Raw genomic sequence first — 17,439 nt, 5'->3', positions numbered from 1 at the left:
GACAATGGTCGCAGCGCAACCACCCATACCCGGACGAAGTCGAGAGGTCTGAGCCGTGTTCTGGAATCGGAAGTCGAAGAAGCAGGAGGGCCAGGAGGCCACCGATTCCGCTGCGGAGGCCGCGGCGGAGCGCGAGGAGACCACCGCCGCAGGCGGGGACGGGGACTCGGAGGACGCGGCGAAGGACCCGGCCGGGACCGCCGAGGCCGCCGCGGAGGCCGCCGACGACGGCGCCGCGGAGCCCGCCGCCGACGCCGGGGAGCTCGCCGAGGCGGAGAAGGACGAGGACGCCGAGGACCCCGCCGACGACGGGAAGACGGACAAGGCCGGGGAGGCGGACGGGTCCGAGGACTCCGACGAGGACGACGAGGACGACGAGCCCGCCGAGGACGAGGTGCCGGTGAAGGCCGACGTCTTCGCGGACGAGGGCGGGGAAGCCGGGGTGACCGGCCCCGACGCCGACGGCATCACGCGCGTGCGCACCGCCGGAACCTTCGAGTTCGACGGCGAGGAGTACCCGGTCGTCAGCAACACCTGGATCATCGACGCCGACGACGAGGGCGTCGTCGTCATCGACCCCGGCCACGACGCCGAGGCGATCCTGGCGGCCGTCGGTGAGCGCGAGGTCTACCTGGTGGCCTGCACCAACGCCTACAGCCCGCACATCGAGTCGGCCATCAAGGTCGCCGAGGAGTCCGAGGCCCCCATCGCGCTGCACCCCCGCGAGATGCGCGCCTGGCGCCGCCACCACGGCGCCGAGCACCGCCCCGAGATCGAGGTGGAGGGCCAGGGCGCCCTCGACATCGGCAAGCTGCACATCGACGTCCTGGCCCTGCCCGGAACCTCCCCGGGCACCGTCGGCTACTACCTGAGCGAGCGCGGCGTCGTCTTCGGCGGCGACACCCTGCGCAAGGGCGAGCCCGGCATGGTCGGCAACACCTACATCGACTACACCACGCAGCTCGCCTCCATCGGCGAGGCGCTGCTGTCCCTGCCCCCGGACACGCGCATCCTGCCCGACCGCGGTCCGGCCACCACCGCGGCGGCCGAGGGCAAGAACTTCGACTCCTGGGTCTGAGCACGGACCTCCCGGGGCCCCGCCCCCGTACGGCCGCCGCCCCGTCGCCCGGACGGGACGGCGGCCGTCGCCGTGCGGGCCGGGGTCAGCGGCGGCCCACCGACTCCGCCTCGTTCCAGAACGCGGTCAGCGCGCTCGCGACGGTCTCGGGCGCCTCCACGTTGGGGGAGTGTCCGGCGCCGGGCACCACGAGGCGCTTGGCGCCCAGCCGCTCGGCCATCCGGTCCTGCTCCTCCAGCGGCCAGGCGTCGTCGTTCTCGCCGTACAGGACCAGCTTGGGGGCGTCCACCCGGGCCACCTCGTCCACGCGGTCCGGTGCGGACACCAGCTCCTCGGCCATGTGCATCAGGCCCACGGCGCTGCTGCTCAGCAGCCGCTCGCGCAGGAACTCGCGGATCTCGGTCCGGGGGCTGCGGGCCCGCGCCACGGAGTCGAACTGCTCCTCCCACAGCTCGCGGAGCCGCTCGGCGGTGGGGTTGATGGACACGGCGGCGACGAGGGCGCTCGCCGTGTGCGCGCCCGGGCCGCTCAGCGCGCCGGGGCCCGAGCACAGGAGGGTGAGCGAGGCCAGCGGAGCCATTTCCACCAGCGCGGCTTCCCGGGAGACCAGCCCGCCGAAGGAGTGGCCCAGCAGGTGGACGGGGCCGCCGTCACCGATCTGGTCCATGACCTCGGCGACCACCGCGCCCAGGGAGGGCAGGCCGTAGTCCGGTCTGCGCACGCCCGGGGGAGGGGAGAGGGATTCGGGGCCCGGCGACTCGTAGGTGCCGGGAAGGTCGATCGCGACCACCTCCCGCCCGGCCTGGGCCAGGCTCTGGAGGAGGGCGATGAAGTCCTCCTTGCTGCCGGTGAACCCGTGCACCAGGACAGCGGGGGCCAGTTCGGGGCCGCCGGAGGTGGGCAGCGCCCGCAGGGCGGCCACCGGACCGTACGACAGGTTCAGATCGGCGCGTCGCACGCCCGGTGGCAGGTCGATGAACTGAGGTGTACTCACGTCGGGTCACCCTAGACGATCGCCGACCCGGGCAGAGATAACCCGGGCCGTGGCCGACGTCCGGGACCGGCGCGGAGGTCGGTCCCGGGGCCCCGCGATCCGGCCGCGGGGCGCACGGCCGCGACGCCCGCCACGGGCGGGCGCCGGGAGGGGTCAGGTGTTCTCTGGGTCCCTGCGGACCGCGCCGCGGGTGCGGCGGCGGCGCCGTACCCTGCGCGCGCCCTCGTCGGAGGGGGCCGCGCCCTCGCGCGGCGCCTCCTGGGCCACGGGCGCGCTCTCGGGCTTCGCGCCCGAGGCGGTCTCGGCCCCGGCCGCGCTCTGGCCGCCGCGGGTGCGCCGACGCGAACGGTTGCGGCCGCGACCGCGCCCGCCCTCGTCACGGCCGCTCTCACCGTGTCCGCCGCCCGAGCGGGCACCCTCGCCGCGGCTCCGGCCCCGCCGGCCGCCGCGCTCACCGCGCGCCACACCGGTGTCGCCGATGTCCTCGATCTCCTCGGCTTCCAGGCCCGCGTGCTCGTCGCGCCGGTCCTCGGCCAGCTTGCCCTTGGTCCCGGCCGGGATCCGCAGCGCCTCGAAGAAGTGCGGCGAGGTGGAGTAGGTCTCCTCCGGCTCGTGGAAGGGCAGGCCCAGGGCGCCGTTGATCAGCTTCCAGCGCGGCATCTCCTGCCAGTCCACGAAGGTGACGGCGGTGCCGCTGCGCCCGGCCCGGCCGGTGCGGCCGATGCGGTGCGTGTAGGTCTTCTCGTCCTCGGGGGTCTCGTAGTTGACCACGTGCGTGACGTCGTCCACGTCCAGTCCCCGGGCGGCCACGTCGGTGGCGACCAGGATGTTGATCTTGCCGTTGCGAAAGGCCCGCAGGGCCCGCTCGCGCTGGCTCTGCCCCAAGTCGCCGTGGACGGCCGCGACGGCGAACCCGCGCGCCTCCAGGTCGCCCGCCACCCGGTCGCAGGCCCGCTTGGTCTGGCAGAACACCATGCTCTGGCCGTGGTCGCTGGCCTGGAGCAGGCGGGCGAGCATCTCGATCTTGTCCATCTGGTGGGTGCGGAACGCGTGCTGCGTGATCTGCCCCGTGATGGCCGAGCCGTCGATCTCGTCGTCGTCGCTCGCCCGCACGTGCGTGGGGCGGTGCAGGTACTTGCGCGACAGGGAGACGATCTCGCTCGGCATGGTGGCCGAGAAGAGCATGGTCTGGCGCTCGTCCGGGGTCTTGGTGAGGATGCGCTCGATGTCGGGCAGGAAGCCCAGGTCGAGCATCTTGTCGGCCTCGTCCAGCACCACCGCGGACACCCCGTCCAGGCGCAGGTGCTTCTGTTTCTCCAGGTCCAGCAGGCGGCCCGGGGTGCCGACGACGACGTCGGTGCCCTCCTTGAGCCCGTTGACCTGCGGCTCGTAGGAGCGGCCGCCGTAGACGGTCAGGATGCGGGTCCCGCTGCGCTTGCTGGCGGTGGTCAGGTCCGCGGCGACCTGGATGGCCAGCTCGCGGGTGGGGACCACGACCAGGGCGCGCGGCCGCTTGGGCGTTCCGGGGTCCTTCTGGGACCGCTGGAGCAGGGGCAGGCCGAAGGCCAGGGTCTTACCGGTGCCGGTACGGGCCTGGCCGATGATGTCGCTGCCGCCCAGCGCGATCGGCAGGGCGAGTTCCTGGATGAGGAAGGGCTCGACGATCCCCTCCGCCTCCAGGGCGTCCGCGAGCTCGGTGTTCACACCGAGGTCGCGGAAGGTCGTCTTGGGTTTGGTCGTCTCTTCTGTGCTGCTCAGGGCTCAAGCCTCCATCTTGGCGGGCCGCAACGTTGGCGTGGCCGCGGCGGGATGCGGTCGCGGACGGCTCCTGGCCGCCGCGGGGGGCGCGGCTCACCGGTCGTTCCTCTCGCGGAACGGTGCGGTGGCGCTGCCGTGAGGACCCGTGCGGCGCAGGGGTTGTCCGGCCGCGGATCGGGACCGTCCCCGCTCGGAACGGGGTGCATCCGTGGTTCGTCGTTGTTCCTCGCGCGGTCCGGGCCACCGTCGGTGGGGTCCGCGCCTGTGCGGGCGCCGCCTCCGCGGCGCCGGTACGTGGGAGATCCCGCGTGTGTGAGGGAGATGTCCGCGTCGGGCGCACACACCGGTCATCACGCAGAGTCTAGCTGGTGACTCGCCAGGTGGACATACCAGTTCACCGGGCTGTGGACGGCTTGGACCGTACCCGCTCCCGGCGTGTACAACCGTGCCTTCGGTCCGTTTAGTCCCCGGTTCGGCGCCCGGACGGCCTGGCGATACCCTGGCGGGCATGACCCACGGCCCCTCCGCCGAGCCCGGCGTGATCGACCTGCTCGGCCTGCTCGCCTACGCGGAGCTCGGCTCCTTCTTCCGCCTCGCCGACGACGCGGTCCTGGCCCCGTCGCTGCGCTCCAAGGGTCAGCTCGCCGCCCTCGCCGCCACCGAGCAGGCGCACTACCAGTCGCTCCGCGACCGGCTGGAGGAGCTGGGCACCGTGCCCGAGGAGGCCATGGCGCCCTTCGTGGAGCCGCTGGACGCCTGGCACGCCAGGACCGAGCCGCAGAGCTGGCTGGAGAGCCTGGTCAAGACCTACGTCGGCGAGGGCATCGCGGGGGACTTCTACCGCAAGGTCGCCGAGCTGGCCGACGAGGAGACGCGCACCCTGGTCGAGGGCGTCCTGGCCGAGACCGGCCGGGCCGAGTTCGTCTCCGCGACGGTGCGCGCCGCCGTGGAGGAGGACCCCAAACTGGTCGGGCGCCTGTCCCTGTGGGCGCGCCGCCTGGTCGGCGAGGCGCTCAGCCAGGCGCAGGCGGTGGCGGTCTCTCGCCCCCGGCTGGCCGCGCTCCTGGCGGGGGGCGGCGGACACGACGCGGACGGCACGGGGCTCGGCGACCTCGCCGCGGTCAGCCGGATGTTCGCCTCGCTCACCGACCGCCACTCCGACCGCCTCAAGGCCATGGGGCTGACCGCCTGAACCGCCGTCGCGGCGGCCCGATTCCTTGCCCGTCCTTGACCGGGACCTGTGCGACCTTGGTCAAGCGCGGGTAATATCCAACACTTTCGTGACGATTCGTTGGGCACTGGCCGTAAAATCGATGAAGTTTCCGTCTCCTGACCACGCGAGTAGGTACTTCCATGCCCAGTGGGACCTCCGTGCGCCATCCGCTGGCCGGACTCACCCGTGACTTCCACCGGATTGGCCCCCTCGGCGCCCCGATCGAACCCTGGATGTGCGCTGAGCTGGACCAGCACGCCGCACAGGTGTGCGAAGGCATCACCTCCTCCGGCGGCGAGCTCAACGCCCGCACCCTGGGCACCTACCTGCACGGGTTCCTCGACGGCTGCCTCGAACGGGGCTGGGACTCCGAGGCGGTCGAGTACGACTGGGAGACGCTGCGCATCCTCGCGATCTGCCGACTGGCCAAGGAGCGCGGTTTCGTCCGCTAGGTTTGGTGGCGTCCGCAGAACGGTGTGGTCCACAACCCGAGCTCCTCGTGGCCCCCGCCCCTGCCCGTTCTCCGGTGGAAACCCGTCATCGGGCGTACGCTGAAAAGTACCGGTGACTCCACAGCGGCCGACGACGGCCCGGCGCACCGCGGCGGAACCAGGGCCCTGCGGAATGCAACCTGGGACTGACGGCGTTATGTCGGTCCGGAAAACGGATCCACAGGCGCCGTAACTGGCGGAGCGGCCCGCAGAGCCGCGAGAAAGGAAGGCGAATGAGGAGCGGTCGGCATGGGGCGGCGCGCCCACCGGTCGGCGTCCTGATCCAACAGGACCGCGTCGACTTCGCGCTTTTCGCACTGATCTTCGTCGTCGCGCTGGTGTCGATGGTCTTCACCGGGCCCGGGAACGCCGCTTTCTGGCTGGCCTTCCTCCCGATCATCGCCTCCGTCGTACTGACCTTCCGGCGGATCGAGCACCTCTCCCGCCTGGAACTGCGCGACTCCGAGTTCCTCTAGGGGCCCGCGGGCCGTTCGCACCGGCCCGCGCAGCGCCCCTGACGGCACACGGCGAGGGCGGGGCCGCACGGCCCCGCCCTCGTTCCGTGTCCGCGTCCCCGGCTAGGGAGCGGGCGGCTCGCCGCCCGTGCCGCGCCGCGCGCTCTGGGAGGTCGCGCCCTCGCGCGGCTCCGTGCGCTCGGCGGCCGCCGGACGGCCCAGGGCCGCCTCGCGTCCGGCCCGGTAGCTGCTCTCCTCGCTCATGCGGCCGGTCTCGCGCTCGGCCACGTCCAGCCAGCGGGACCAGCGCGAGCGCATCGGCTCGATCATGCCGCCGCCCACGCCGACGACGAGGATGCCGCCGATCGTGGCCAGGACCGCGATCAGCACCGGCACGGTGACGGTCACCGCCACGCCCATCTGGTTCAGCGCCGCGATGACGCCGAGGGCCAGGATGAACACGCCCGCGGCGTTGGCCAGGAAGCGGCCGTAGGAGAGGCCGCCCAGCGCGCCGGAGACGATGTCGCGGACCGCCTTGGCGATCATCGCGGCCACCACCACGATCACCAGCGCGACGATGCCGCGCGGGATCCAGGAGATGACGTCGTTGAGCAGCGTGCTGATCGGGTTCGGTCCGAAGACGCTGAACGCGAGCGTGAACACGAACAGCAGCCCGACGTAGTAGATGATCTTTCCGCACAGCTCGCTGGCGCTCCACCGGCTGCGCTCGAGGTACTCGCCCACACCTCCGCGGTGCAGGGCGCGGTCCAGTCCGACTCCGTGCAGACCCTTGGCGACCGCCTTGCCCACCAGCCAGGCGATGATCCATCCCAGGACCAGGATCACCAGGAAGCCGATCAGCAGCGGCACGAAACTCGCCACCGCCTGCCAGGCCGTCGACAGGCCCTGACCCATGTCCATAACGTCTTCACCCCCAAATCGCTTGCTCCGCCGGGGCTTCGAAGCGAAGGACCGGGCGGATACGGCGAAGAGAAGTGCGTTACTTCTCATTCCGGCGATACCCGGAGGGCGGCAATTGAATCGCTTGTCCCACGCAAGCGGAGGTGATTACCTTTTTTTGGGACATTCCTTGCCCGACGGTGGGAAGAAATTCCTTTTCCGTGTGCCGGGGCGCTTTCCGGGAACCTCCGGGAAAGGCGAAGGCCCCGTGCGCGCACGGGGCCTTCGGGGCGGTCGCGCCCGCTAGGCCTGTTCGCCGGAGCCGCGCTGGAGGTCCCAGCCGCTGATCCCGCGCCAGGCCAGGCGGGCCACCAGCTGCTCGGCGGCGTCCTTGGGCACGGAACCGCGGCTGTTGAGCCAGTACCGGGCGCTGGTCTCGGCCATGCCGACCAGCCCGATGCTCAGCAGGTGCGCCTCCTCGTCGGAGATGCTGGTGTCCTGGCGGATCACCTCGCCGATGGCCTCGGCGCAGCGCTGGAAGGTCTCCTCGGTCTTGGCCCGCACGGCCGGGAGGTTGCGCAGGTCGGACTCGAAGACCAGGCGGAAGGCCTCGCCGTCGCCCGCGACGAAGTCGAAGTAGGCGCGAAAGCTCGCGATGACGCGCTGGCGGTTGTCGTCCGTGCTCTCCAGGGCCTCGCGCTGCTTGTCGACCAGGACCTCGGAGTGTTCCTCCAGCAGGGCCAGGTACAGCTCCAGCTTCCCCGGGAAGTGCTGGTACAGGACCGGTTTGCTGACTCCGGCGCGGTCGGCGATCTCGTCCATCGCCGCCGCGTGGTACCCGCGCGCGACGAAGACCTCCTGGGCCGCCGCCAGGAGCTGGCGACGGCGCCTGACCCGGGGCAGACGGGTCCCCCGGGCGCGGGAGTCTGAAGGAGCTGTCACACCGACCCTCCGAACTCGGCATGGCAGATGCACGCCATAACCGGACATCTGCGTGGCTAGTGCTTGCGGACCGCGGCCAGTGGCGCGCTCCGCAGCGGTCCCCCTCATCCTACTCCGGCGTAAGTTCCCCGTGAGCAGCGGGAAGCCGGTCGGGGCCCTTGGCGGGCACGGTGCGGCACCGGCCGAACACGTGGTCAGGGCCGCGATCGGCGGCCGGGAGGAAGCGGAGGAAAAAGGACGCGGCCCCGGGCGGGGGAGGCCCCGTCAGCGCCGCTCCTCCTCGTCCACGCCCGCCTCGCGGGCCTGCTCGACCACGTCGGCCTCGGCGGCGTGCTCGAAGCTCTCCTCGGACGGCTCCTCCCACCCGTCCCCGCCCCCGTCGGCCCCGGCGGACGCGCGCTGCTCGACCGCGTCGGCCTCGGGCACCTCGGCCGAGGGGTCCCCTCCGGCGGCCGGGCGTCGTCCCACGGAACGGTTCTCCTGTGCCACGGGGTCCTCCCCAACGTCGTCGCCGTGCGTACGCCCGACCACTACCCGCCGCCCCGGCCGGTACGCGCGGCCCCGGGGATGAACTCGCACGCCGCGTTGGTTGTGACGGGCGGGGACGGACCCGCGGAGGGTGTGCTCCACGCCTCCCGGTGACGGGAATGCAATACCCCACCCGTTAGGTTGGGTATGAGTGCAAGCACGCTTCGCCTCCCCGCCCCTCGCCCGGTGGCCCCCGCGCTACGGGCGGTGCGAAGCAACCCGAACAGACATGAGGAGTCACCGTGTCGCTGCCGCCGCTGGTGGAACCAGCTGACGAGCTGACCGTGGACGAGGTGCGCCGTTACTCGCGTCACCTGATCATCCCCGACGTGGGTATGGACGGGCAGAAGCGCCTGAAGAACGCCAAGGTCCTGGTCGTCGGCGCGGGCGGCCTGGGCTCCCCGGCGCTGCTCTACCTGGCCGCCGCGGGCGTGGGCACGCTCGGCATCATCGACTTCGACGTCGTCGACGAGTCCAACCTCCAGCGCCAGGTCATCCACGGACAGAGCGACGTCGGCCGCCCCAAGGCCGAGTCCGCCCGGGACAGCATCAAGGAGGTCAACCCGGGCGTCCGCGTCATCCTGCACCAGGACCGCCTGGAGTCGGACAACGCGCTGGAGATCTTCGCCGACTACGACCTGGTCCTGGACGGCACCGACAACTTCGCCACCCGGTACCTGGTCAACGACGCCTGCGTCATCCTCGACAAGCCGTACGTGTGGGGATCGATCTACCGCTTCGACGGCCAGGTCAGCGTCTTCTGGAACGAGTACGGGCCCCAGTACCGCGACCTGTACCCCGAGCCCCCGCCGCCCGGCATGGTGCCCTCCTGCGCCGAGGGCGGCGTCCTGGGCGTGCTGTGCGCCTCCATCGGCTCGGTCATGGTGAACGAGGCCATCAAGCTGATCACCGGCATCGGTGAGCCGCTGGTCGGCCGCCTGCTCATCTTCGACGCCCTGGAGATGACCTGGCGCGAGGTCAAGGTCCGCAAGGACCCCGACACCGAGCCGGTCACCGAGCTCATCGACTACGAGGCCTTCTGCGGCGCCGTGTCGGAGGAGGCCACCGAGGCCGCCGCCGGTTCCACGATCACCGCGGGCGAGCTCAAGGACCTGCTGGACAACAAGCCCGAGGAGATCTTCCTCGTGGACGTCCGGGAGAAGAACGAGTACGAGATCGTCAGCATCCCGGGCGCCACGCTCATCCCCAAGGGCGAGTTCCTCAACGGCAGGGCCCTGGAGCAGCTGCCGCAGGACCGGCGCATCGTCCTGCACTGCAAGTCGGGCGTCCGCTCCGCCGAGGCGCTGGCCGCGGTGCACGCGGCCGGGTTCTCCGACGCCGTCCACGTGGGCGGCGGCGTCCTGGCCTGGATCAACCAGGTCGACCCGAGCCTGCCCGAGTACTAGACGGACGGGCCCGACGGGGGACGGGGCGGTGCCGGGAGGTGACTTCCGGCACCGCCCCGCCGCGTTCGCGCCCCGGACCGAGCCCCGGCCCGCCGTCGTGCCTGCTCAGCGCGCCGGATGGGTAGGGGTGCGGTCAGGGGCCGTCGGCCGACGGCGGCCCGCTCCTCGGGAGGTGGCTCCATGGGACGCAGGGGACGCTGGGCGGACTGGGTGGCGATCCTCGCCGGCCTGGCCCTGGGACTGAGCTGGATCTGGCACGGGATGTACGGCTTCGGCGGGGGCGCCATGTTCGTCCTCGGGCTGGGAGTCATCGTGGCCTCGGTCATCTCCATCACCCGGCCGGGGGCGCTGTCGAGCGAGGCGGGCGTCCTCGCGATCGGCGTCCTGGTCTTCGTGATGCCGTGGCTGCTGGGCTTCACCGACCTCACCGCCGCCGCCTGGACGGCGTGGGTCCTCGGCGCCGTCGTGGCGCTGCTGGGGGCGTTCGGCCTCGTCAAGGCGCGCCAGGCCCGCAGGCGCGACCCCGAACTGGCCTGGGGCGCGCACGGCGATCAGGTCACCGCCTGACCGCGACACCGCGCACACGCCGGGTCCGCCTCCGCGGCGGGCCCCGCCGTGTCGGCGGTCCCCGGTAGGCTGCCGCCTGTGTTCGAGGACGCGGAGGGCGGGCCGGACGACTACGCCGAGGAGGTCCTGGCGGTGGTCGAGCGGATCCCGTCGGGACGGGTGATGGCCTACGGCGACATCGCCGAGTACGTCGGCAGGGGAGGACCCCGCCAGGTCGGCTCGGTCATGTCCTTCTGGGGCGGTGCGGTGGCCTGGTGGCGCGTGGTGCGCGCGGACGGCAGACCGCCCTCCTGCAACGAGGTCCGCGCCCTGTCCCACTACGCGGCGGAGGGCACGCCCATGCGCCCGGGAAGCGATCGCGTGGACATGCGCAGGGCCCGCTGGGACGGGGAGGACGGGGGCTGAGCGGCCCGCTGTGGCGGGGATGACGTGCGGGATGGTCGCCACCCTCTGGTGAACTGGACGGGTGAACACATCTCCGTACCGTCTCGTGCGGCGCGCCCACCGGGTGTCGCCGTCGCCGGTGCTGGACGAGAACCAGCGGCGCGTGGTCGAGCACGAGGGCGGGCCCCTGCTGGTGCTCGCCGGTCCCGGAACAGGCAAGACCACCACGATCGTCGAGTCGGTCGTGGACCGCATCGACCACCGGGGCACGGACCCCTCGCGCGTGCTGGTGCTCACCTTCAGCCGCAAGGCCGCCCAGGAGCTGCGCGAGCGCATCACCGCACGGCTGCGCCGCACCACCCGCGAACCGCTGGCCCTGACCTTCCACAGCTACGCCTACGCCCTGATCCGGCGCGAGTTCCAGCGCATGGGCGACCTGCCGCCGCGCCTGCTCTCGGGGCCCGAACAGCTCATGGAGGTCCGCGAACTCCTGCGGGGCGAGGCCCTGGACGGCGCGCCGGACTGGCCCGAGCGCCTGCGCCCCGCCCTGGAGACCCGCGGGTTCGCCGAGGAGCTGCGCGACTTCCTCATGCGCGCCCAGGAACGCGGCATGGGCCCGGACGAGCTGGCCGCGCTCGGCCGCGACCGCGACCGCGACGACTGGGTGGCCGCGGCCGGGTTCCTGGACCGCTACACCGGCCGGTTCGACATCGCCCCCGTGCCCACGCTCAACTACGCCGAACTCGTGCGCGTCGCCGCCAACCTGCTCTCCGACCCCGGGGTCCGCGAGCGCGAGCGCGCCGCCCACGAGGCGGTGTTCGTCGACGAGTACCAGGACACCGACCCCGCCCAGGAGGAACTCCTGCGGGCCCTGGCCGGGGACGGCCGCGACCTGGTCGCGGTCGGCGACCCGGACCAGTCCATCTACGCCTTCCGCGGCGCCGAGGTGCGGGGCATCCTCGACTTCCCGCGCCGCTTCCCCACCGCGCGGCGCACCGAGGCGCCCGTGGTCGCGCTGCGCACCTGCCGCCGCAGCGGCCGCGCCCTGCTGTCGGCCTCGCGCGGACTGACCCGGCGCCTGCCCGCGGTCGCCTCCGCCCGCGGCCACGTCAACGAGCACCGCGACCTGACCCCCGCCGAGGGCGTGCCCGACGGCGAGGTCCGCGTGCTGCTGGCCGACAGCGCCGCCCAGGAGGCCGCGGTCGTCGCCGACACCCTGCGCCGCGCCCACCTGGTGGACGGCGTCCCGTGGTCGGACATGGCCGTGCTGGTGCGCTCCTCCACCCGGCAGCTGCCGGTGCTGCGCCGCGCCCTGACCGCCGCCTCGGTCCCGGTCGCGGTCGGCTCCGACGACCTGCCCGTGGCCGCCGAGCCGATCGTGCGCCCCCTGCTCGCGCTGATCCGCTACGGGCTGGCCCCGGCCGAGCTGGACGAGGACGCCGCGCGCGAACTGCTCACCAGCCCCTTCGGTGAGGCCGACACGGTACGGCTGCGCAGGCTCGTGCGCGCGCTGCGCCGCCTGGACCTGGACCGCGCCCACGACGGCGGCGCCTCGGCGGGGGACGCCCCGGAGGAAGGCAGCCGGGAAGAGGGGAGCCCGGAGAGGGGCGGCGCCTACCGGCCCTCCTCACAGCTGCTCGTGGACGCCCTGCGCGACCCGGCCGAGCTCACCCTCGTCGACCCCGAGATCGCCGCGCCCGCCACCCGTGTCGCCCAGGCCCTGCGCACCGTCCGCGACCTGGACGCCAGGGGGGCCGACGCCGAACAGGTCCTGTGGGAGCTGTGGCGCGACAGCGGCCTGGCCGACCGCCTGCTGCGCGCCAGCCTGGCCGGGGGCCGCCGGGGCGCCGCCGCCGACCGCGACCTGGACGCCGTGGTCGCCCTCTTCGAGAGCGCCGCCCGCTACTGCGACCGGCTTCCCCCGGGCAGCCCCGCGGGGTTCCTGGAGGACCTCGCCGCCCAGGAGATCCCCGGCGACAGCCTCGCCGAGCGCGCGCCCGAGGGCGAGGCGGTGCGCATCCTCACCGCCCACCGCTCCAAGGGGCTGGAGTGGGGCCTGGTCGTGGTCGCCGGAGCCCAGGAGGGCGACTGGCCCGACCTGCGCCTGCGCGGCTCCCTGCTCGGCGTGGAGGAACTCGTCGACACCGACGTGCACTCCGCCGACTCCTCCGGGGCGGCCCTGGCCTCCAAGCTCCTGGACGAGGAGCGCCGCCTGTTCTACGTGGCCCTCACCCGCGCCCGCCGCACCCTGGTGGTGACCGCCGTGGGAGGGGAGGACACCGACGAGCGGCCCTCGCGCTTCCTGACCGAGATGGGCGTGGGCGAGCCCGAACCCGTCAGCACCGGCCTGCGCTGGCTGTCCCTGCCCTCGCTCGTCGCCGACCTGCGCTCGGTGGTCACCGACCCCGAGGCTCCCGAACCGCTGCGCGAGGCCGCCGCCACCCACCTGGCCCGCCTGGCCGAGGAGGGCGTGCGCGGAGCCGACCCCGCGGAGTGGTACGCGCTCACCCCCTTCACCGACGACCGACCCCTCGCGGAGCCGGAGGACACCATCCGCGTCTCGCCCTCCCAGGTGGAGAGCTTCACCAACTGCCAGCTGCGCTGGCTCCTCGAACGCGCCGCCGGGGCCTCCTCCGGCGACTCCGCCTCGGCCCTGGGCACCGTCGTGCACGCCGTCGCCGTCCTGGTCGCCCAGGGCAGCACCCCCGACGAGATCAGCGGGCGCATGGACGAGATCTGGGCCGACCTGGACTTCGGCGGCCCCTGGCAGGCCAGGGCCCAGCGCGACCGGGCCGACACGATGGTCCGCAAGCTCGTGGACTGGGAGGCGGCCAACGACCGCGAACTCGTCGTCACCGAGGAGGGCTTCCGGGTGGACGTGGGCGGCATCGAGATCACCGGCCGCGTGGACCGCCTCGAACGCGACGACCGGGGCAGGGCCGTGGTCGTGGACATCAAGACCGGCAAGAACAAGGCCGACGACCTGGCCCGCCACCCCCAGCTCGGCGTCTACCAGATGGCCGTGCTCAAGGGCGCCTTCGCCAAGCTCGGCCTCACCGAGCCGGGCGGCGCCGCGCTCGTGCAGGTCGGCGAGAAGATCCAGAAGGCCCGGGAGCAACCCCAGCCGCCCCTGAGCGAGGACCCCGACCCCGGATGGGCCGGGACGCTGGTGCGCGAGGTCGCCACCGGCATGGGCGGGTCCCGCTTCACCGCGACACGCAACAAGGGATGCAGGTCGTGCGCAGTGCGCGCCTGCTGCCCGGTTCAGGACGAGGGCAGACATGTCTGAAACCCACCCCCACCCCCGCAGCTCCCCGTCCCGCCCCCGCCCCGAACCCGAACCCGGACCCCGTCCCCGCTTCTCGCCCCCGGAACTCGCCCGCCTCCTCGGCCAGCCCGAGCCCACCGCCGAGCAGTCCGAGGTCATCAGCGCCCCGCTGGAGCCGGGCGTGGTCATCGCGGGCGCCGGGTCGGGCAAGAGCGAGACCATGGCCTCGCGCGTGGTGTGGCTGGTCGCCAACGGCCACGTGCGCCCCGAGCAGATCCTCGGCCTGACCTTCACCCGCAAGGCCACCGCCGAGCTGGCCGAGCGCGTGCGCAAACGCCTGGAGCAGCTGCGCGCCACCGAACAGCTGCCCGAGGAGCTGCTCGACGGCGAGCCCACCGTGTCCACCTACAACGCCTACGCCGGGCGCATCGTCGCCGATCACGCCCTGCGCGAGGCCGTCGAGCCCACATCCCGGCTGCTCAGCGAGGGGCAGGCCTGGCAGATCGCCGCCCGCGTGGTCGGTGAGTACGACGGCCCCATGGACCTGATCACGGTCGGGGCCGACACCGTCACCCGCCGGGTCCTGGAGCTGTCCGGGCAGATCGCGGACCACCTCACCACCACCGAGCAGGTGCGCGGCATCGGCCGGTGGCTGCGCGCGGCCGTCGAGGCCCTGCCGCGCAAACCCGCGGTGCCCACCCGCAACCTGCTCAACGCCCAGCTGCGCCGCGAACAGCTCCTGCCGCTCGTGGAGGGCTACGAGCACGCCAAGCACGTGCGCGAGGCCATGGACTTCGGCGACCAGGTGTCCCTGGCCGCGCGCATCGCCCAGAACCACCCGGAGGTCGGCCTCATCGAGCGGGGCCGGTTCCGCGTGGTGCTGCTGGACGAGTACCAGGACACCAGCCACGCCCAGCTCGTGCTGCTGCGCGCCCTCTTCGGAGAGGGCCACGCGGTGACCGCCGTCGGGGACCCCTGCCAGTCCATCTACGGCTGGCGCGGGGCCATCGCCGCCAACCTCGCCAACTTCCCCAACGACTTCCCGGCCGCCCCGGGCCGGGCCGCGTCCGTGCGCCGCCTGGCCACCAGCTTCCGCAACGGCGAGAGGGTCCTGGAGGTGGCCAAGCACATCTCCGAGCCGCTGCGCGCCGAGAGCGCCGAGGTGCCCGTGCTCTACCCCGGCCCGGCCCGGCGCGGCCGCGGCACCGTCCGGACCGGTCTGTTCATCGGGCAGCGGGAGGAGGCGCGGTGGATCGCGGAGCAGGTCGCCGGCTACCTGCGCGCCGCCCCCGGCCGGGCGGGCAGCGCCGCGACCGCCCCCGACGGGCTGCCCTGGCCGCCCGGGGAGTCGGGCGGCGCCGCGGACGGCGGCGTCAGCCCCGGCGACGTCGCCGTGCTGTGCCGCAAGCGCTCGCAGTTCCCGGCGATCCGGGAGGCCCTGGAGGCGCTGGACATCCCGGTGGAGGTGGTCGGCCTGGGCGGGCTCATGATGGTGCCCGAGGTCCGCGACATCATCGCCACCCTGCGCGTGGTCCACGACGCCTCCGCGGGCAACGAGCTCGCGCGCATCCTCACCGGGCCGCGCTGGCGGATCGGCCCGCGCGACCTGGCCGCCCTCGGGGCCCGCGCGGCCGAGCTGGCCCGCCAGACCCGGCGCGACCTCACCGCGCCCGAGCCCGACGGAAGCGCCGAGGACGACATCCTGCGCCGCACGGTCCTGGACCTGACCGCCGAGAGCGGCAGCCTGGTGGACGCGGTGGACGACCCCGGCCCCGCCGGGAAGTACTCCGCGACCGCCTACGAGCGCCTGGGCCGCCTCGCCGAGGAGCTGCGCTCCCTGCGCAAGCTCGTGGGCCAGCCGCTGCCCGACCTGGTCACCGAGACCGAGCGGATGCTCGGCCTGGACATCGAGGTGGGCGCCCGCAGCGGCCGCGACCCCCTGTCCGCACGCGCCGACCTGGACGCCTTCGTCGACCACGCCGTCCGTTTCGCCGGGAGCAGTGAGGACCCCACCCTCGGCAGCTTCCTCAGCTACCTGCGTGCCGCGTCCGAACGGGAGAGCGGCCTGGCCCCCGGCGAGCGCGTCGGCGGGAGCGACACCGTCAAGCTCATGACCGTGCACGCCTCCAAGGGGCTCCAGTGGCCCGTGGTGGTCGTGCCCGGCGTCAGCGGCGGCAAGTACGCCCCGCTGTTCCCCACGAGCCTGTCCGAGGGCGACATGTGGATCAAGGGCGAGCACCTGCTGCCCTACCGGCTGCGCGGCGACCGCCAGAACCTGCCCGAGCTCCTGGCGGTGGACAAGAAGGGCATCGACGCGTTCAAGGAGGCCGAACGGGAGCGCCACCTGCTGGAGGAGCGGCGGCTGGCCTACGTCGCCGTCACCCGCGCCTCCTTCGCCCTGCTGTGCACCGGCCACTGGTGGGGGACCGACGCCGCGAGCGAGCGCGGCCCCTCCCCGTTCCTGGAGGAGATCCGCCTCGCCTGCGAGGACGGCGCCGGGGAGGTCGCGCACTGGGAGCCCAGGCCCGACCCCGACGACAACCCCTACGAGGAGGAGGACGACGGCACGGCCGTGTGGCCGCCGCCGGAGGACGACGCCTCCGTCCCCCCGGAGGAGGGCGCCGAACCGGACCGGCCGCGCGACCGCCGCGCCCAGATCGCCGAGGGGGCGGCCCTGGTCGAGCGCGCCCGCGCCCGCCTGCTCGCGGGGGAGGCGGACCCCGCCGAGGAGGCCGCGCCGCCGCCCGGGCTGCGCCGCCGCATCGGGGGCTGGGAGCGCGACACCGAGCTGCTGCTCGCCCACCGCCGCGCCGAGGGGCCGGGGTCCGGGGACGGCACGGTCCAGGTCGAGCTGCCCGCGCACCTGTCGGTGTCGTCCATGGTGTGGCTGGCCCGCGACCCCTCCGCCCTGGCCCGGCAGATCCGCAGGCCGCTGCCGCGGCCGCCCGCGCCGCACACGCGCCGGGGCACCGCGTTCCACGCCTGGCTGGAGCAGCGGTTCGGCCAGCACGCCGCCCTGCTGGACGAGCTGCCCGGCGCCGCCGACGAGACGGCGGGCCGGGACGAGGACCTCGCCGACCTCCAGAGCCGCTTCGAGGAGAGCGAGTGGGGCCCGCGCGTGCCCGTCGAGGTGGAGGTGCCCTTCGAGACGGTCATCGGCGACCGGCTCGTGCGGGGGCGCATGGACGCGGTCTTCCACGACCCCGCCTCCGGCCGCTACGACGTGGTGGACTGGAAGACCGGGAGTCCGCCCGGCAACGGCCCCGAGCGCCGCGCCGTGGGCGTGCAGCTGGCCGCCTACCGGCTGGCCTGGGCCGATCTGGCCGGGGTCGCCCTGGAGGAGGTGAGCGCCGCCTTCCACTACGTGCGGGCCGGGCTGACCGTGCGCCCCGCGGACCTGCTCGACGCCGAGGGGCTGGCCGCGCTCATCGACGCCGTCCCCGAACCCGGGTGAG

Annotated in this window: 14 protein-coding genes; 9 read left to right on the top strand and 5 right to left on the bottom strand. The window is 73.6% G+C overall.

Translation table 11 applies throughout. The features are described from left to right. Positions 1-55: 55 nt before the first annotated feature. Positions 56-1,078, top strand: a complete 1,023-nt coding sequence (locus ACSTA4_RS24280) for an MBL fold metallo-hydrolase (protein WP_444961146.1) — start codon at positions 56-58, stop codon at positions 1,076-1,078. An 85-nt stretch (positions 1,079-1,163) separates the two neighbouring features. Here ACSTA4_RS24280 and ACSTA4_RS24275 read toward each other — a convergent pair whose 3' ends face one another. Next, positions 1,164-2,036: an alpha/beta fold hydrolase gene (locus ACSTA4_RS24275; RefSeq protein WP_444964260.1), complete on the bottom strand. Its 873-nt coding sequence runs from the start codon at positions 2,034-2,036 to the stop codon at positions 1,164-1,166. Between the two features lie 189 nt (positions 2,037-2,225). Continuing rightward, positions 2,226-3,776 carry a DEAD/DEAH box helicase gene (locus tag ACSTA4_RS24270; RefSeq protein WP_444961145.1) on the bottom strand — a complete coding sequence of 517 codons (1,551 nt, stop codon included), beginning with the start codon at positions 3,774-3,776 and terminating at the stop codon, positions 2,226-2,228. 562 nt (positions 3,777-4,338) lie between these two features. Between ACSTA4_RS24270 and ACSTA4_RS24265 the strand changes: the two genes are divergently transcribed. The 3 genes from ACSTA4_RS24265 (at position 4,339) to ACSTA4_RS24255 (ending at position 6,010) form a co-directional block, all read left to right on the top strand. Further along, on the top strand, positions 4,339-5,022 hold the full coding sequence (locus tag ACSTA4_RS24265) for a ferritin-like fold-containing protein (protein ID WP_444961144.1): 684 nt from the start codon (positions 4,339-4,341) through the stop codon (positions 5,020-5,022). A gap of 161 nt (positions 5,023-5,183) precedes the next feature. After that, positions 5,184-5,495, top strand: a complete 312-nt coding sequence (locus tag ACSTA4_RS24260) for a DUF6401 family natural product biosynthesis protein (protein WP_047870279.1) — start codon at positions 5,184-5,186, stop codon at positions 5,493-5,495. 272 nt (positions 5,496-5,767) lie between these two features. Beyond that, on the top strand, positions 5,768-6,010 hold the full coding sequence (locus tag ACSTA4_RS24255; protein ID WP_013154833.1) for a hypothetical protein: 243 nt from the start codon (positions 5,768-5,770) through the stop codon (positions 6,008-6,010). Positions 6,011-6,112: 102 nt separating this feature from the next. On the opposite strand, the gene ACSTA4_RS24250 is transcribed toward ACSTA4_RS24255, so the two are convergent. The 3 genes from ACSTA4_RS24250 to ACSTA4_RS24240 form a co-directional block, all read right to left on the bottom strand. Continuing rightward, on the bottom strand, positions 6,113-6,910 hold the full coding sequence (locus tag ACSTA4_RS24250) for a mechanosensitive ion channel family protein (protein ID WP_248771926.1): 798 nt from the start codon (positions 6,908-6,910) through the stop codon (positions 6,113-6,115). A 282-nt stretch (positions 6,911-7,192) separates the two neighbouring features. Beyond that, positions 7,193-7,831, bottom strand: a complete 639-nt coding sequence (locus ACSTA4_RS24245) for a TetR/AcrR family transcriptional regulator (protein WP_212642910.1) — start codon at positions 7,829-7,831, stop codon at positions 7,193-7,195. A 264-nt stretch (positions 7,832-8,095) separates the two neighbouring features. Next, positions 8,096-8,320, bottom strand: a complete 225-nt coding sequence (locus tag ACSTA4_RS24240) for a hypothetical protein (RefSeq protein ID WP_444961143.1) — start codon at positions 8,318-8,320, stop codon at positions 8,096-8,098. Between the two features lie 281 nt (positions 8,321-8,601). Between ACSTA4_RS24240 and moeZ the strand changes: the two genes are divergently transcribed. The 5 genes from moeZ (at position 8,602) to ACSTA4_RS24215 (ending at position 17,438) form a co-directional block, all read left to right on the top strand. Further along, positions 8,602-9,765 (top strand): adenylyltransferase/sulfurtransferase MoeZ, encoded by a 1,164-nt coding sequence (gene moeZ / locus ACSTA4_RS24235; RefSeq protein WP_212642912.1) that lies wholly within the window; start codon positions 8,602-8,604, stop codon positions 9,763-9,765. A gap of 180 nt (positions 9,766-9,945) precedes the next feature. Next, on the top strand, positions 9,946-10,332 hold the full coding sequence (locus tag ACSTA4_RS24230) for an SPW repeat protein (RefSeq protein WP_444961142.1): 387 nt from the start codon (positions 9,946-9,948) through the stop codon (positions 10,330-10,332). A 78-nt stretch (positions 10,333-10,410) separates the two neighbouring features. Continuing rightward, on the top strand, positions 10,411-10,737 hold the full coding sequence (locus tag ACSTA4_RS24225; protein WP_444961141.1) for an MGMT family protein: 327 nt from the start codon (positions 10,411-10,413) through the stop codon (positions 10,735-10,737). A gap of 85 nt (positions 10,738-10,822) precedes the next feature. Next, entirely contained in the window at positions 10,823-14,005 is a 3,183-nt protein-coding gene (locus tag ACSTA4_RS24220) for an ATP-dependent helicase (protein WP_444964259.1), read from the top strand. Then, positions 13,998-17,438 (top strand): ATP-dependent helicase, encoded by a 3,441-nt coding sequence (locus ACSTA4_RS24215; RefSeq protein ID WP_444961140.1) that lies wholly within the window; start codon positions 13,998-14,000, stop codon positions 17,436-17,438. The genes ACSTA4_RS24220 and ACSTA4_RS24215 overlap by 8 nt, the downstream gene beginning before the upstream one ends. Position 17,439: the final 1 nt, after the last annotated feature.

Source organism: Nocardiopsis sp. M1B1, assembly GCF_052466615.1.
The sequence above is the reverse complement of the archived record's forward strand: the minus strand, read 5'-3'. Positions and strand labels throughout refer to the sequence as shown.

Bases quoted from the DNA above. Each gene is read 5' to 3' on its own strand.
- ACSTA4_RS24260 (WP_047870279.1), top strand. From the start codon at position 5,184: ATGCCCAGTGGGACCTCCGTGCGCCATCCGCTGGCCGGACTCACCCGT.
- ACSTA4_RS24230 (WP_444961142.1), top strand. From the start codon at position 9,946: ATGGGACGCAGGGGACGCTGGGCGGACTGGGTGGCGATCCTCGCCGGC.
- ACSTA4_RS24250 (WP_248771926.1), bottom strand. From the start codon at position 6,910: ATGGACATGGGTCAGGGCCTGTCGACGGCCTGGCAGGCGGTGGCGAGT.
- ACSTA4_RS24255 (WP_013154833.1), top strand. From the start codon at position 5,768: ATGAGGAGCGGTCGGCATGGGGCGGCGCGCCCACCGGTCGGCGTCCTG.
- ACSTA4_RS24215 (WP_444961140.1), top strand. From the start codon at position 13,998: ATGTCTGAAACCCACCCCCACCCCCGCAGCTCCCCGTCCCGCCCCCGC.
- ACSTA4_RS24265 (WP_444961144.1), top strand. From the start codon at position 4,339: ATGACCCACGGCCCCTCCGCCGAGCCCGGCGTGATCGACCTGCTCGGC.